Genomic DNA, 13,593 nt, shown 5'->3' with positions numbered 1-13,593 from the left:
CTGACGCCCCATGGGAAATACCCGTTCCGGCACAGGAACCCCACATGCGGCCGGCCGGCCCACGACCCACCGTGCACATCACGGCTGTGCCGGTGAACTCCGCTCCAGAGCCCGGGACAGCCGGTCCCGGGCCGCGGTGAGCGCGTCGGTGAGCCCGGCGGGTTCGAGGACCTCGAACTCGAATCCCGTCATCGTCACGTGCACGACCATGACGTCGAGACTGGCCGCCCCCGTCCGCAGGACACAGCTGTCCGGACCGGAGGCTTCGAGTGTTCCGGCGGACGGTGAGATCCGCTCGGCCGCCTCCTCCAGGGGCACCAGCAGCCGGATGACGGCGTGTGTGGCGTACGCGCCGGTGGAGACGCCCTTGGAGACGTACGCGGCGAGGTCCTCGGCCGGTGGGGTGCGGGGCCGGAAGCGCGGTCCGTGCGGCGGCCTGGGCGTGACACGGTCCACCCGGAAGGTGCGCCAGTCGTCGCGGTCGACGTCCCAGGCGACCAGGTACCAGCGGCGTTCGGTGCACACCAGGCGGTGCGGCTCGACGGTGCGGCGGGTCGAGGAGCCGCCGTGGTCGCGGTACTCGAAGCGGAGCCGCTCGCCGTCGCGGCAGGCGTTGGCCAGTTCGGTGAGGACGGCCGGGTCGACCGCCGAGGGCTGCGGGCCGCGCAGCATCGGCACGGTGAACGCGTTCAGGGCGCCGATCCTGCGGCGCAGCCGGTGCGGCAGTACCTGCTCCAGCTTGGCGAGGGCGCGGACGGAGGTCTCGCCGATGCCCTCGATGCCCTGGCCGGCGGCCGTGCGCAGGCCGACCGCGACGGCCACCGCCTCGTCGTCGTCCAGCAGCAGCGGCGGGAGTTCGGCCCCCGCGCCGAGCTGGTAGCCGCCGCCCGTGCCGGGGCTGGCGTTGACCGGGTACCCCAGCTCGCGCAGCCGGTCCACATCGCGCCGGACCGTCCTCGGCGTGACGCCGAGACGCTCCGCGAGATCGGCACCCGACCATTCCCGGTGGGCCTGGAGCAATGACAGCAGACGGAGCAGCCGTGCGGAGGTGTCCAACATGGACCCGAGTCTGTCAGCCCTTGCGGACATCTACGGTCCGCAAGGACTCGGTGCCCATGTCGGCGAGGTCCCCCACGGCTGCCGGTCTCCGTCGGGGAGCCTTGCCGCGGCCCGAAGGCTCAGGGCCGGTAGGACAGTTGCGGGACCTGGAAGCAGGTGGAGTTCATGTCGCCCTGGGAGACCCAGCCCCGGCCGTCCTTCCAGCGGGCCACCGACAGGCAGGCCCGCCGTGTCGTCGGCGGCTCGGCCAGCCGCTCGTACGTGACCGGGAGCAGCAGCCCGCCCGCTGTGTAGGGCTCGCCGCGGTTCATGAAGGCGTCGACGCACGCGCGGGTGACCCCGGCCCCCGTGCAGGACTTCGCCGCGTCGGCGAACCACCGTGCGGCCGCCCAGCCCTCCAGCTGCCACTGCGAGTGCGACCCGAATCCCTTGGTCGCGTCCCGGAACTCGCGTACGGCGGGGTTCGCGGTGTCCTCGTAGTCGCGGCTGGACCCGGTGGCCCACAGAGCGTTGCGGCACCGCGGGGAGTCCTTGTAGTCCTCGGCCACGGTGGACGTCCAGTTCTGCACGTTGGTGACCTTGGCGATGACCTCGGCGTCCACGTCGTCCATCGCCTTGCACAGCTGCGCGTTGCCGTGCGTGTCCACGGCGTCGAAGACGAGGTCGGCTCCCCGGTCCTTCAGATCGGCGGCGGCGGCACGGAAGTTGGGCAGCGCGAAGTCGACCTGTTCGGTGACCACCTGGTAGCCCTCGGCCTTCAGGCCCTGGGTGACGAGCCGGGCGTAGGCGGCCGACGCGGACTGGTTGTAGGAGACCACGGCGGCCGTGCGGGCGCCGTGCACGCGCTTGAAGTAGCGGTACACCTCGGTGCCCCCGTACAGCTTCCCGCCCCAGCCAGGCGTTCCGTCCCGGGGTGCGGGACTCCCGTAGATCCCGTACAGGTGCGGGTAGGTGTCGTACGCCGGCCCGATCGGCTGGCCACCGATGTCGGGCACGCGCGCGTGCGACACGCGCGAGGCGCCGGCGTAGTCGAGGGCCGTGGTCGCGACGAGGGCGACGACCTTGTCCTCGTCGATCAGCCGGTGCACGCACTCGTTGTTGCCGACACCGCTGCCGCCGTCGTCGCACAGCCGCACCTCGACGCGGCGCCCGTCGATGCCGCCGCGCGCGTTGAGGCGGTCGAAGTAGGCCTTCGCCCCGTCTCGCGGGCCGGTGAAGACCGAACCGCCGACGGGGCTGGTGGCACTGGTGACGATGCCGACCCGGATCGGGGCGGTGCCGCCCTGCCGGGTGGGGGTGGACCGGTTCTCGAAGTCGCTCTCGGGGAGGCGGCTGCCGCAGGCCGTGCCCAGCAGGAGGAGCAACGCGAGGGCGAGCCCCTCAGCAGCCGGGGCCGGGCGACTCATTGCCGCTCAACTGGACCAGCGCGCACAGGGTCTTGACGGAGACCTTCCAGGTGCCGTCCTGTTCGACGGCCGTCCCGGAGGCGCCCGGCAGCGCGGTCGCGCCCTTCAGGGTCAGCGAGTACGTGACGTCCGCGTCCCGCGGTGACGTGAACTCGACCTTCTCGACGTGCGCCTGCACCTCCTGGCCGCGCTTGTCGCCGTTGAAGCTCTTCAGGACCTCGGTCATGGCGTCGCCGTTCTCCAGGACGCTCTGCTTGTCCTTCTGGGGGACGGCGGGATCGAAGAACTTCTCCCAGTTCCGCTCGATCTCCTTCTCGGCCGCCGCCGGGTCGGACGGGGCGGTGGCGCCGGTCGACTGTTCGGCGGACCGCTCCACGGAGGGCGCGGGCGGGGCGCCGCCCCCACCGCCGCTGTCGTCGCCGCATGCCGTGAGGGCCGCGGCGAGGACGAGAACCGCCGCCGCTGCCCGGCCACTTGGCCGCCTGAGTTCGCTCCCGAGAACCATCTGGCTCACCACCGGGTGTAGTCCGGGCCATGTGCGCCCGGTGCTTTCAGGGTCAGCTTCCAGAAGGCATAGTGCAAGCCATTGGCCGACATGGACAGACACACGACGTGTGGGAGCCCGGATGCGGACATCTCGACTGCGGACCGTGCACCCCGTCCTGTGGGCCGGGTGGGCCGCGCTCGCCGCCGGAGCGGTGCTGTGCGTCATCGGCTGGTACGGCATCTCGGGCGAGCGCTACGCGGAGCGCCAACTGCCGTACCTCGCCTCGTGCACGGTGCCCGGGGCGGCGCTGATCATCGCGGGCGCGGTGCTCCTCACGCACGGCCGGAACGCACTGGCCGCGGCGCGCGTCGAGGAGTTGTACGGACTGCTGGTGGCGGCCGAGCCCGCCGGGGCGGCGGAGTCCGGGCCCGCCGTGAGCGCGCCCCTGGCCTCCAGCGGCGACCTGTCGATGGTGCCGGGCGGCACGCTGTGGCATCGCGCCGACTGCCCGCTGGTCGCCGGGAAGGCGGAGGCGGTGCCGGTGGACTCGCGGGTCCTGGCGAGCGGGGAGCTCGGGCCGTGCCCGATCTGCGAGCCGTCCGCCGCCGGTCCGGGAGACTGACGGCCCTGCCGTGGCCTCGCTGACGTACGACCTCACCCTCGCCGGTCTCTCGGTGGGAAGTGCCGCCGCGCTCACCGGGATCGGCCTGATCGTCACTCACCGCGCCACCGGGGTGCTCAACTTCGCACACGGCGCCGTCGCCATGGTGTGCGCCTTCCTGCTGCGCCAGTTCACCGTCGAGTGGGGCTGGCCGCTCGCGCTCGGCACCGCCGTGACCCTGCTCGTGGTGGCCCCGGCCATCGGTGTGGCACTGGAGCGCTTCGTGTTCCGGCCGCTGGCCGTGCTCGGCGGCGACCCGGCGCAGACGCTGGTCGCGTCGATCGGCGTCTTCGTCCTGCTGGTCGGCGGGGCGGCACTGGTGTGGGGCACCGGGGCACGGGCGGACGCGCCGACCGTGGTGTCGGCGGACCCCTGGGGGCAGTTGGCGGTGGCCCTCGCGCTCGCCGCGGCCGTGGGGGCCGTACTGCGTCCGCCGAAGGGACGCCCGCCGCGCTCGCGACGGCGGACCCGCTTCGCCACCGAACTGCGCGCCGTCGTCGACGACCGCCCGCTCGCCGGGCTCGGCGGCATCGACGCCGACCGGGTGGCGGCGGCCGGCTGGGCCTTCGGCTCCTTCACGGCCGGTCTGACCGGCGTGCTCCTCGCCCCGTACGTGCGCCTGGATCCGTACGGGATGCCGCTGCTGGTCATGGAGGTGATGGCGGTGGCGGTGGCCGCGCGGATGCGCAGTCTCCCCGTCGCCGTCGTGGTGGCCCTCGGTGTGGCGGTCGGGCAGAGCCAGTTGACCCGGCTGCACCCCGCGGGCCGCGCCGAACCGCTGCTCCAGGCGGTCGGCGCGAACCTGTTCGTGGTGGCGCTGCTCGTCTCGGCGCTCGTCCTGCCCGGCATCGGCACCCGTGACACGCTGCCGCGCACCGCGACGGCCCGCGTGGCGACGCCGCCGGGGGCGTGGATCGTGGCGGTCGTCCTCTTCCTGCTGCCCCTCGGGTTCGCGGGCTCGGACCTGCACGCGTCGGTCCAGGTGCCGGCGTTGGGCGTGGTCCTGCTGTCGCTGGTCGTCGTCACCGGCCGCGGCGGCCAGATCTCGCTGGGGCAGGCCGCGTACGCGGGTCTGGGCGCCCTCTTCACCGCGCTGCTCGCCGCGGGCCGCTTCCCCGGCCTGCCGCGCCTTCCCGAACTGGCCGCGCTCGCGGTGGCCGTGCTCCTGGTCGCGCCGCTCGGTGTGCTGACCGGGTGGCCGGCCATCCGGCGACACGGCCTGGCGCTCGCGCCGGCGACGTTCGCGGTGGGGGTGGGGGTCAGCAGGTTCGTCTTCGCCCAGCCGTACGCCACGTCGGGGCTCTCCCTCGGCCGCCCGGCCGGCTTCGGCGGCGACCGGGCGTACTACGTGCTCGAACTGGGGCTGCTGACCGCCGCGTTGCTGGCGGCGAACGCTCTGCGCCGGGGACGCACGGGACGCGCCCTCGCCGCCCTGCGCGACCACGAGCCGGGCGCCTCGGCGGCGGGTGTCCGCGTCCCGGCCCTGAAGCTGGCCGCGTTCGTCGCGGGTGCCGCGCTGGCCGCGCTGGGCGGCGGGATGCTCGGCATGGGGCTGCGCGCCTTCGACGCCGCGGCCTACGACCCGGTCCGGGGGTTGCTGTGGTTCGCGGCGGTCGTGGTCCTCGGCGCGGACAGCGTCCTCGGTGCACTGGCCGCGGCGGCGCTGCTGGTGGGCCTCGACGCGGGGGCGCGCGGCGGCGTCGCGGCGGCCCTGGTCGGCGTCCTGGCGGTCCTCGTCGGCCGCTTCCCCGGCGGTCCCTACGAGGCGCTGCGCACGGCGGCCTCCCGCCTCCGACTGCGCCGCGAGGTGTCCTTGACCCCGCTGGGGTCGCGAGTGCGCCGGCGACTGCTGCCCGTGGCGCCCCGGCCGGCCGGCCGCCTGTCACCGCACTCCGGCACGCCCGGCCCGCACACCCGGCAGGGAGCCACTCCCCCGCCGCCCCCGCGCACGCGGCCGGCGGCCCGCCCCTCGCCCCACTCCGGCACGCGAGGCCCTGCCGCCGTAACCGCACCCCGCAGCGGGCAGCGCCACACCGTCCCGGGCAGCAACCAGAGCGACTCCACCCCGGCCGGCCCGCACACCGGGCAAGGACCGACTCCGACTCCCCCGCCGCCCCCGCACACCCGGCCGGAGGCGGCGGCGCCCTCGCCGCCCCGCGGCCTGCCCGGGGCAACCGCTCCCGCGCCGCGCGGCTCCGTGCCCGGAGCGGCTGCCCCGTCGGGGTACCGCACCGGGTCGGGGGCCGTCTCCGTTCCCCCGGCGGGCGCCGAGCCGCGGGCTCCCCTGTCCGTGTCCCTGCGCGCCCGCGGTCTGCGCGTCGGGTACGGCGGGTTCACCGCCCTCGACGGGGTCGACCTGGACGTCCGGCCCGGACGCGTCACGGCCGTCGTCGGGCCCAACGGCGCCGGGAAGAGCACGCTCTTCCACTGCCTCGCCGGCACGCTGCGCCCGTCGGGCGGGCGGGTGCTGCTCGGCGGGCGGGACATCACCCGGCTCCCCGCGCACGCGCGCACCCGGCTGGGGATCGCGCGGACCTTCCAGCAGCTCGCCGTCTTCCCCTCCTTGACCGTGGCCGAGAACGTCCGGGTCGGTGCCGAGCAGGGCCGGACCGCCGATCCCGAGGCCGCGGAACGGGCGTTGCGGCTCCTCGGCCTCGACGGGCCGGTGCGGGCGCTGCCCGCGGCGGGGCTGCCCACCGGCACGCTCCGGCGCGTCGAGCTGGCCCGGGCGCTCGCGGGACGTCCCCGGGTGCTGCTGCTGGACGAGCCCGCGGCAGGACTCGACGCCCCCGAAGTGACCGCGCTGACACGGGTGCTGCGGGCGGTCGCCGCGGACGGCACCGCCCTCCTCGTCGTCGAGCACGACCTCGATCTCGTCGCCGACCTGGCGCACACCGTCCACGTCATGGTGGCGGGACGGGTCGTCACCTCCGGCCCCGCCGACCGCGTACTGGAGAGGGGGTACGACGGTTGAGTATCGCCCTGCGCCGAGCACGCGTGCGCTACGGCCCGCTGGAGGCCCTGCACGGCGTCACCCTGGCCGCCCCGGGTCCCGGTCTCACCGTGCTGCTCGGCCGCAACGGATCCGGCCGTACGACGGCGCTGCACGCGCTGGCCGGAACCGTGCCGCTGTCCGGCGGGGCAGTCGTGTGGGACGGCGTCGACGTCACCCGCAGGACCGCGCACGAACGGGCCCGGCTCGGCCTGTGCCTGGTCCCCGAGCGCCGGGCCGTCTTCGGTTCGCTCACCGTGCGCGCGAACCTGGAGCTCGCCGCGGGCGACTTCTCCCCCGCCCTCGACGCCTACCCGCGGCTGGAGCCCCTGCTCTCCCGTCGCGCGGGCACGCTGTCGGGCGGTGAGCAGCGGATGCTCGCCGTCTCCCGCGCCCTGCTCGCCCGCGCGCGGGTGGTGCTCGTCGACGAACCCGCGCAGGGCATGTCCCCGGCGGTCGCGGCACGGACGTACGACCTGCTGGCCGGTCTCGACGCGTGCGTGGTGGTCGCGGAGCAACGACTGCCGCCGGGGCTGCGCGGACGGACCGATCGGACGACGTTCGTGTACGAACTGAGCCGGGGCGAGGTCGTGTTCAGCGGAGAGGCGGCGGAGACTGCGCGAAGAGCGACGGGCGCAGTGGCGGACCGAACAGGACGAGGCCCAGGTGGCGGGAGCCGGCCGAACCCTCCGGGATGACCAGCAGGGTGCCCTCGTTCAGCTTGTCCGGCGACTTTCCGACGATCTGCTTGTTGACCTTGTACAGCGCCTGCCAGCCGCCCTTGACCTTGTACTTGCGGGCGATCGACGCGAGCGTCTCGCCGTGCTTGACCACGTGCATGCGGCCCTGGAGCGCGTATCTCCGGGAGCAGACCGGCCAGGCCCCCCAGCCCTGGGAGGCCACCACCTTCTCGGCGATCTTGATCTGCTCCGCGCGGGTGGCGAGGTCGGCACGCCGGGCGTACTTGAGTCCACCGAACGCCTCCCAGGTGGGCTGCCAGAACTGCAGCCCGCCGTAGAAGCCGTTCCCCGTGTTCGCGTCCCAGCGGCCACCGCTCTCGCACTCGGCGACGCAGCCCCAGGGCCACTGGTCCTTCGCGCAGTCGTACGACACCCGTGTCATGTCGGGGCCGGGAAGCGGGGGCGGGGGCGCGGCGACGGCGTCCGAGGGCACGAGGACGGCCAGCGCGGTGACCGCCACGACGCCGGCGGACACGACCGCGTGCCCGAGGCGCCCGGCCGCGTGTCTGGCGTGCTCGGCCGCCTGCCGGAGGCGGTTGATCGACGGGGGCGACGGGACCGGCCGGGTCGGCATGAGGAACATCGCGCCCACGCTAGGCGGCTCCTCCGCCCGGCCGGTCGAGCCGCGCCCGGTGCGTCCGGGGCCCCACCCGGTCGGAGGACCGGGTGGGGCCGCATGCCCGGGGCGAGGGGGAACGCGACTCAGAGGTCGAGCCGCAGCCCGGGCACGATCAGGTTGGGGTCGTCGCCGATGACGGTGCTGTTGGCGGCGTAGACCTTCCGCCAGGTGGTGCCGTGCCGTTCGGCGATACCGCTCAGCGTGTCGCCGCTGCGGACGGTGTAGTCACCGCGCGACGCGTCACGGTTGGTGTGGCCCGACGGGCGTGCCGGCGTCTTCGACGGCTTCGGCTTCGACGGGGCCGACTCGGGTGTCGACTTCGTGGCGGCCGTCCCCGCGGCCGATCCGGCGCCCGAGGACGCGGGCGCGTTTCCGTAGGCTCCGGCGCGCGCCGCACAGGTGGGCCACGCGCCCCACCCCTGCGCCCGCTGGACCTTGGTGGCGACGGCGATCTGCGCGCCCCTGGAGGCCTGGTCGGCCCTCGACGCGTAGGCGGTGCCGCCGTACGCGCGCCAGGTGCCCGCGGAGAACTGGAGCCCTCCGTAGTAGCCGTTGCCGGTGTTGATGTGCCAGTTGCCGCCGCTCTCGCACTGCGCGATGCGGTCCCACACTCCACTGTCGGCCGCGGCGGCGTCACCGCTCGCGGCGAGCAGTCCGAGCGGGGCGAGGAGCGCCGCCCCGGCGAGGACCGCCGTCGTACGGGCCTTGCCGGCCGTACGAGCCTGATGGGTGTTCTCGGCACATTCGGACATGTAATTCCCTCTCGAAACACCCGGGGTCCCCCAGGGCGGGGCGCGACGGCCCGCGCATGGGACGCGGTCGGCGCGCTCCGCCCCGTCCGCCGGAGGCTGTACTGAGAGCTGGATGGTTCGGCCGGCGGACCTGCCCGAGCGGTGCTCGTTGCACACGGCCGAGGAATCTAGGGAGCCGACCGCCCCGATATCAACCAACTCCTTGTCATTCGAGGCCAGTTAGCCGTTACCGCGAGTATCGTCGATTTTCGGCCACCCATTTCATTGGGTGATTTCAGGATTTATCGACCTGTCATCTTCGCGACCTGTGACCCACTTCACCGCCTCAACTTCCTTGGCGCTCAGACAAGTTGACTGGGAGTGACCGATTCCGCAGGCGATCTCACCCTGGGCGTCGGATGGTTCGATTCCGTTCGCGCTCGGGCGTGACTCCGGCCACAGATCGTCCGTTGTCATCTTCATGAGCCGGGATCCCCCGGGTTCATGGGCCGGGAGCCACCCGGCATCACCGCGCACCGCATTCCCGAGGAGCCACCGTGCCGCGCATGCTCGACGTCAGCGACGACGTACGCGCCGAGATCGGCGACGAAGAAGCCGACCGGCTGCTCGCCGGAGAGAACGCCCCCGGCAGTTACGACTGCACGTCCTGCCGCACCCCGGGCGACTCGGAACAGGAGCGGACCAGCACCGTCCTGTTCATCGGCGACGAGACAGCCGTCCTCGCCTTCGCCCACGCCACCTGCCTGCCCTCACAGGTCGTGCAGGTCACCGAGGAGCAGCTGCAGGGCGCCGTCCGCTCGATCCACCCCGACGGCATCCCCACCGAGTTCGTTCCCGAGCAGGCCGTACTGGGTGTCACCAGCGGACTCGTCCTGATCAACGGCGAGTTGCACCCGGCGCTCGTCGTCGAACCGACCGGCCCCATCGTGCGCCCCGGCTCGACCGACATCGGCGACGACTTCCTCCCCCTCCTCATCGAGCAGGGCTTCATGCCGGTGACCGCGGTGAACGCGGTGCCCCCGGTCCTGCACGGCTGGTCCGTGCTGCTCGCCATGGGCCAGTTGCACGCCGTGCTCCAGCCGGGCACCGGCGGTGGCTCCCCCGTCGCGTGGTGGCAGGCCCACCAGGCGCTCCAGGTCGCCGAGAGCTGGCGGTCGGCCGCCAACAAGCACCAGCAGGTGCTCCTGTTCGCGGCGCCGGTCGGCTCGATCGGCCGCCAGCCCCGCGAGGACCTGCTGCGCGACGCGCTGGACAAGGCGGCGGCCAACGGGAAGCTCGTCGCCGCCACCATGCCGCTCGCGGGCACCTGAGCCGGCCCCCGGGGAGCCCGGGCGCGAAAGTGCGCCGGGCACACTCCGGTTGACCTGCGAAAGCGACGTGGTGGCCGCATCCGTTGGGCAGCGGGGTCGTTGGCACATACGTGCACACCTACGAAGCCCCCCGCCGCCGGCCCTTCCAGCCGGACCCGCCCGCGCGATCGGCGCAGGACACCTCGGGCGGTCCATCGGCCACGCCGATCTACGACGCGCTGTACGCCGAGTGGCTCAGGACCCTGCCCGGCGACCGGCACGGCGAGGAGGGTCTGGCCTTCACGGCCTTCGGGAGCATGCCGCGCGGTGCGACCACGTACGGCGCGTCCGGCTCGTACAACTCCTACAGCGCCGGTGCGCACTCCGCGCGGCACAGTGCCGTGCAGCAGGGTCACACCACGACGGCGACGGCCATCTGGCAGCCGAGCGGGCGGCAGCACAGCACCGGGATGCACCACATCCCGGCCGCGCTGCCGCCCGCACCGCGTCGGGGTCTCTGACCCCGCCCATGAGGAAGGGCCGGTTCCCCCGGGGGAGCCGGCCCTTCCTCATGTCCTGCTACTTCTTCTTCGCGCCGCGCTTCTCGCGCACCCGCACCGAGATGTGCAGCGGCGTGCCCTCGAAGCCGAACTCCTCGCGCAGCCGACGCTCGATGAAGCGACGGTAGCCGTGCTCGATGAAGCCGGAGGCGAAGAGCACGAACCGCGGGGGCTTGGTGCCCGCCTGCGTGCCGAACAGGATGCGGGGCTGCTTGCCGCCCCGGATCGGGTGCGGGTGGGCGGCGACCAGCTCACCGAGGAAGGCGTTCAGCCTGCCGGTCGGGACGCGGGTCTCCCAGCCGGCCAGGGCCGTCTCGATCGCCGGGACGAGCTTCTCCATGTGACGGCCCGTGCGCGCCGAGACGTTGACGCGCGGCGCCCACGCCACCTGGCCGAGCTCGGTCTCGATCTCGCGCTCCAGGTAGTAGCGGCGCTCCTCGTCGAGGTTGTCCCACTTGTTGAAGGCGAGGACGATCGCCCGGCCCGCCTCGACCGCCATGGTGACGATGCGCTGGTCCTGCACGGAGATCGTCTCGGACGCGTCGAGCAGGATGACGGCGAGCTCGGCCTTCTCGACGGCGGCGGCCGTGCGCAGCGAGGCGTAGTAGTCGGCGCCCTGCTGGAGGTGGACGCGCTTGCGGATGCCCGCCGTGTCCACGAACTTCCAGGTGACACCACCGAGTTCGATGAGCTCGTCGACCGGGTCGCGGGTGGTGCCCGCGAGTTCGTTGACGACGACGCGTTCCTCGTTCGCCACCTTGTTGAGCAGCGACGACTTGCCGACGTTCGGGCGGCCGATGAGGGCGATGCGGCGCGGGCCGCCGACGGCGGAGCCGAAGGTCTGCGCCGGGGCCTCCGGCAGCGCCTCCAGGACCGCGTCGAGCATGTCGCCGGTGCCGCGACCGTGCAGCGCGGAGACCGGGTGCGGCTCACCGAGACCGAGGGACCACAGGTACGAGGCGTCGGCCTCGCCGCTCGGTCCGTCCACCTTGTTGGCGCACAGGACGACGGGCTTGCCCGCCTTGCGCAGCAGGCGGACGACGGCCTCGTCGGTGTCGGTGGCGCCGACCTTGGCGTCGACGACGAAGACGACCGCGTCGGCGGCCTCGATCGCGTACTCGGCCTGCGCGGCCACCGACGCGTCGATGCCGAGGACGTCCTGCTCCCAGCCGCCGGTGTCGACGACCTTGAAGCGGCGGCCCGCCCACTCGGCCTCGTAGGTGACACGGTCACGGGTGACGCCCGGCTTGTCCTCGACGACCGCCTCACGGCGGCCGATGATCCGGTTCACCAGGGTCGACTTGCCGACATTGGGACGGCCGACGACGGCGAGGACGGGCAGCGGGCCGTGGCCCGCCTCCTCGATCGCGCCCTCGACGTCCTCGACGTCGAAGCCCTCTTCCGCGGCGAGCTCCATGAACTCCGCGTACTCGACGTCGCCGAGTGCCCCGTGGTCGTGCTCTGCCGAGCCCTCGGGCTGGATGTGGTCGTTCATGAAGTCCGTACCTCGTCGTTCATTCGTGGTGATCGGTGGACCGCCCGCCTCCGGGAGATCCACTACTCAAGTGTCGCCTAGTGCCCGATGGGGCGCCCGGCGTTTTCCCGGCGTCCGGTCAGACGCCGGGCCTCGTCCAGATGGGCGCTCAGCTGCTTCTGGATGCGGGTGGTGGCCTCGTCCAGCGCCTTGCGCGTGCGCCGCCCGGTGCCGTCACCCGCGTCGAACGGGTCGCCGAAGACGACGTCGACCCGGCTGCGCAGCGGGGGCAGCCCCTTTATCAACCGGCCCCGCCTGTCGGAACTTCCCAGCACCGCCACCGGCACGATCGGGGCTCCGCTGCGTACGGCGAAGTACGCGAGGCCGGCCCGCAGCGAGGCGAAGTCGCCCTCGCCACGCGTGCCCTCCGGGAAGATCCCGAGCACGCCGCCGTTCTCCAGGACGCCGAGCGCCTGGGTGATGGCCGTGCGGTCGGTGGTCTCGCGGTCCACCTTCAGCTGGCCGATGCCCAGCAGGAAGGGATCGAGCGGCCCGATGAACGCTTCCTTCTTGATCAGGAAGTGCGTGGGCCGGGGCGCGACGCCCATGACCATCGGGCCGTCGATGTTGTGCGAGTGGTTCACGGCCAGGATCGCCGGGCCCGTCGCGGGCACCTTCCAGGCGCCCAGGACGCGCGGCTTCCACAGCCCGTACATCAGGCCGACGCCGATGCGGCGCCCGACCTCGGCGCCCCTCTCGGAGGGTGCGGTCACTTCGCGGCCCGCTTCTCCTCGACGAGGGTGACCACACACTCGATGACCTGCTGGAGCGTGAGGTCGGAGGTGTCCACCTCGACCGCGTCGTCCGCCTTGGCCAGCGGGGACGTCTTGCGGCTGGAGTCGGCCGCGTCCCGCTTGATGAGCGCCTCGCGCGTGGCGTTGACGTCCGCGCCCTTCAGCTCACCGCTGCGGCGGGCGGCACGGGCCTCCGGGGAGGCGGTGAGGAAGATCTTCAGGTCGGCGTCCGGCAGCACGGTGGTGCCGATGTCGCGGCCCTCGACGACGATCCCGTACGCGGCGGAAGCGGCGAGCGAGCGCTGCAGCTCGGTGATGCGGGCGCGCACCTCGGGCACCGCGCTGACCGCGCTGACCTTGGAGGTGACCTCCTGCGTGCGGATCGGGCCGGCGACGTCGGTCCCGTCGACCGTGATGGTCGGCGCGGAGGGGTCGGTGCCGGAGATGATCTCCGGCTTCTCCGCCGCGGCAGCGATCGCGGAGGGGTCGGCGACGTCGATGCCGTTGCTCACCATCCACCACGTGATCGCCCGGTACTGGGCCCCCGTGTCCAGGTAGCTCAGGCCGAGCTGCGCGGCGACGGCCTTCGAGGTGCTCGACTTGCCCGTGCCGGAGGGGCCGTCGATGGCGACAATCACAGCCGGAGCGGTCCGGGCGGCCTTTTCCACGGTGACGGACACCTTCCTGGTACGGGGTGATGGGTGTGGGGGCACGATCGCGCCCCGCCCAAGGTTACTGGCTTCGCGGACCCCTTATCACT

General features: G+C 73.4%; 13 protein-coding genes. 5 read left to right on the top strand and 8 right to left on the bottom strand.

What is annotated here, in order from left to right; translation table 11 throughout:
• Window positions 1-78 precede the first annotated feature (78 nt).
• From ACZ4IF_RS38225 to ACZ4IF_RS38215, 3 genes are all read right to left on the bottom strand, one after another.
• Window positions 79-1,059 (bottom strand): helix-turn-helix transcriptional regulator, encoded by a 981-nt coding sequence (locus ACZ4IF_RS38225; RefSeq protein WP_467571758.1) that lies wholly within the window; start codon window positions 1,057-1,059, stop codon window positions 79-81.
• 119 nt (window positions 1,060-1,178) lie between these two features.
• Window positions 1,179-2,465 carry an ABC transporter substrate-binding protein gene (locus ACZ4IF_RS38220; RefSeq protein WP_467571755.1) on the bottom strand — a complete coding sequence of 429 codons (1,287 nt, stop codon included), beginning with the start codon at window positions 2,463-2,465 and terminating at the stop codon, window positions 1,179-1,181.
• The gene (locus ACZ4IF_RS38215; protein WP_467571753.1) at window positions 2,440-2,970 is read right to left on the bottom strand and encodes an MTB12 C-terminal domain-containing protein; all 531 of its coding nucleotides are present in this window, start codon (window positions 2,968-2,970) and stop codon (window positions 2,440-2,442) included. The genes ACZ4IF_RS38220 and ACZ4IF_RS38215 overlap by 26 nt, the downstream gene beginning before the upstream one ends.
• A gap of 121 nt (window positions 2,971-3,091) precedes the next feature.
• On the opposite strand from ACZ4IF_RS38215, the gene ACZ4IF_RS38210 reads away from it, so the two are divergent.
• From ACZ4IF_RS38210 to ACZ4IF_RS38200, 3 genes are read left to right on the top strand one after another with little or no spacing between them, the layout of a single operon-like run.
• Complete coding sequence (locus ACZ4IF_RS38210) at window positions 3,092-3,574, top strand: hypothetical protein (protein WP_467571749.1); 483 nt, start codon at window positions 3,092-3,094, stop codon at window positions 3,572-3,574.
• 10 nt (window positions 3,575-3,584) lie between these two features.
• Window positions 3,585-6,587 carry an ATP-binding cassette domain-containing protein gene (locus tag ACZ4IF_RS38205; protein WP_467571745.1) on the top strand — a complete coding sequence of 1,001 codons (3,003 nt, stop codon included), beginning with the start codon at window positions 3,585-3,587 and terminating at the stop codon, window positions 6,585-6,587.
• Window positions 6,584-7,303, top strand: a complete 720-nt coding sequence (locus ACZ4IF_RS38200) for an ATP-binding cassette domain-containing protein (RefSeq protein WP_467571741.1) — start codon at window positions 6,584-6,586, stop codon at window positions 7,301-7,303. Before ACZ4IF_RS38205 ends, ACZ4IF_RS38200 begins: the two co-directional genes overlap by 4 nt.
• Here the strand turns inward: ACZ4IF_RS38200 and ACZ4IF_RS38195 are convergent.
• On the bottom strand, window positions 7,200-7,928 hold the full coding sequence (locus tag ACZ4IF_RS38195; protein ID WP_467571735.1) for a LysM peptidoglycan-binding domain-containing protein: 729 nt from the start codon (window positions 7,926-7,928) through the stop codon (window positions 7,200-7,202). The two genes, ACZ4IF_RS38200 and ACZ4IF_RS38195, sit on opposite strands and share 104 nt — an antisense overlap.
• Before the next feature lie 119 nt (window positions 7,929-8,047).
• Complete coding sequence (locus ACZ4IF_RS38190; RefSeq protein ID WP_467571732.1) at window positions 8,048-8,716, bottom strand: transglycosylase family protein; 669 nt, start codon at window positions 8,714-8,716, stop codon at window positions 8,048-8,050.
• Between the two features lie 536 nt (window positions 8,717-9,252).
• On the opposite strand from ACZ4IF_RS38190, the gene ACZ4IF_RS38185 reads away from it, so the two are divergent.
• A complete protein-coding gene (locus tag ACZ4IF_RS38185) occupies window positions 9,253-10,026 on the top strand; it encodes a hypothetical protein (protein WP_028805249.1) in 774 nt (257 codons plus the stop codon).
• Between the two features lie 110 nt (window positions 10,027-10,136).
• A complete protein-coding gene (locus ACZ4IF_RS38180; protein WP_467571730.1) occupies window positions 10,137-10,526 on the top strand; it encodes a hypothetical protein in 390 nt (129 codons plus the stop codon).
• Between the two features lie 58 nt (window positions 10,527-10,584).
• Here the strand turns inward: ACZ4IF_RS38180 and der are convergent, their stop codons facing one another.
• From der to cmk, 3 genes are all read right to left on the bottom strand, one after another.
• Window positions 10,585-12,060 carry a ribosome biogenesis GTPase Der gene (der, locus tag ACZ4IF_RS38175; RefSeq protein WP_467571728.1) on the bottom strand — a complete coding sequence of 492 codons (1,476 nt, stop codon included), beginning with the start codon at window positions 12,058-12,060 and terminating at the stop codon, window positions 10,585-10,587.
• Window positions 12,061-12,137: 77 nt separating this feature from the next.
• On the bottom strand, window positions 12,138-12,755 hold the full coding sequence (locus ACZ4IF_RS38170; RefSeq protein ID WP_467571995.1) for a lysophospholipid acyltransferase family protein: 618 nt from the start codon (window positions 12,753-12,755) through the stop codon (window positions 12,138-12,140).
• Window positions 12,756-12,808: 53 nt separating this feature from the next.
• Window positions 12,809-13,501 carry a (d)CMP kinase gene (gene cmk / locus ACZ4IF_RS38165; RefSeq protein ID WP_345648166.1) on the bottom strand — a complete coding sequence of 231 codons (693 nt, stop codon included), beginning with the start codon at window positions 13,499-13,501 and terminating at the stop codon, window positions 12,809-12,811.
• Between the last annotated feature and the right edge of the window lie 92 nt (window positions 13,502-13,593).

The organism is Streptomyces sp. NPDC025784 (assembly GCF_055558435.1).
Note: the sequence above shows the minus strand (reverse complement) of the source record. Positions and strands in the feature narration are given on the sequence as shown.

Bases quoted from the DNA above. Each gene is read 5' to 3' on its own strand.
- ACZ4IF_RS38225 (WP_467571758.1), bottom strand. From the start codon at position 1,059: ATGTTGGACACCTCCGCACGGCTGCTCCGTCTGCTGTCATTGCTCCAG.
- ACZ4IF_RS38220 (WP_467571755.1), bottom strand. From the start codon at position 2,465: ATGAGTCGCCCGGCCCCGGCTGCTGAGGGGCTCGCCCTCGCGTTGCTC.
- ACZ4IF_RS38215 (WP_467571753.1), bottom strand. From the start codon at position 2,970: ATGGTTCTCGGGAGCGAACTCAGGCGGCCAAGTGGCCGGGCAGCGGCG.
- ACZ4IF_RS38210 (WP_467571749.1), top strand. From the start codon at position 3,092: ATGCGGACATCTCGACTGCGGACCGTGCACCCCGTCCTGTGGGCCGGG.
- ACZ4IF_RS38195 (WP_467571735.1), bottom strand. From the start codon at position 7,928: ATGTTCCTCATGCCGACCCGGCCGGTCCCGTCGCCCCCGTCGATCAAC.
- ACZ4IF_RS38190 (WP_467571732.1), bottom strand. From the start codon at position 8,716: ATGTCCGAATGTGCCGAGAACACCCATCAGGCTCGTACGGCCGGCAAG.
- der (WP_467571728.1), bottom strand. From the start codon at position 12,060: ATGAACGACCACATCCAGCCCGAGGGCTCGGCAGAGCACGACCACGGG.
- ACZ4IF_RS38170 (WP_467571995.1), bottom strand. From the start codon at position 12,755: ATGTACGGGCTGTGGAAGCCGCGCGTCCTGGGCGCCTGGAAGGTGCCC.